At 26.6% G+C, this 369-nt stretch carries 1 protein-coding gene; it reads left to right on the top strand.

Annotated elements, in window-relative coordinates; genetic code table 11:
• Positions 1-227: 227 nt before the first annotated feature.
• Positions 228-369: aromatic acid exporter family protein (locus H1S01_RS22715; RefSeq protein ID WP_423751952.1), on the top strand; the 142-nt coding region annotated here is incomplete at its 3' end.

The following is a 369-nucleotide window of genomic DNA, read 5'->3' as shown; positions in this document are numbered from 1 at the left end:
AATGTAACCTATTTCTTTTAACGCTTGTAATTCTTCATCAGTTTTAACAATCATTTTATCCCGTTCCTTTATAAATTATATTACATCTTATTATAGCAAAAATTTTTTGATATACTAAATATGAATGTATAACGATTCGTAATAGTTAAATTAATTTTCAAAGAAAGAGAATTTGTCTAAAGTAAAGTCTTTTCGAATTTCCTTTTCTTAAGAGGAGTCAGTATGATATGAATGATAAATGGTATAGACATATAATTGGAGCGCGAACTATTAAAACTGGTTTGGCTACTTTTTTTACGTCTTTATTTTGTATGTTGTTAAACCTCACTCCAATTTTTGCCATACTTACTGCAATTGTTACAATTGAAC

This window comes from Heliobacterium chlorum (genome assembly GCF_014502795.1).
Classification (GTDB): Bacteria; Bacillota; Desulfitobacteriia; order Heliobacteriales; family Heliobacteriaceae; genus Heliobacterium; species Heliobacterium chlorum.
This window is presented reverse-complemented; position numbering and strand designations above follow the sequence as displayed.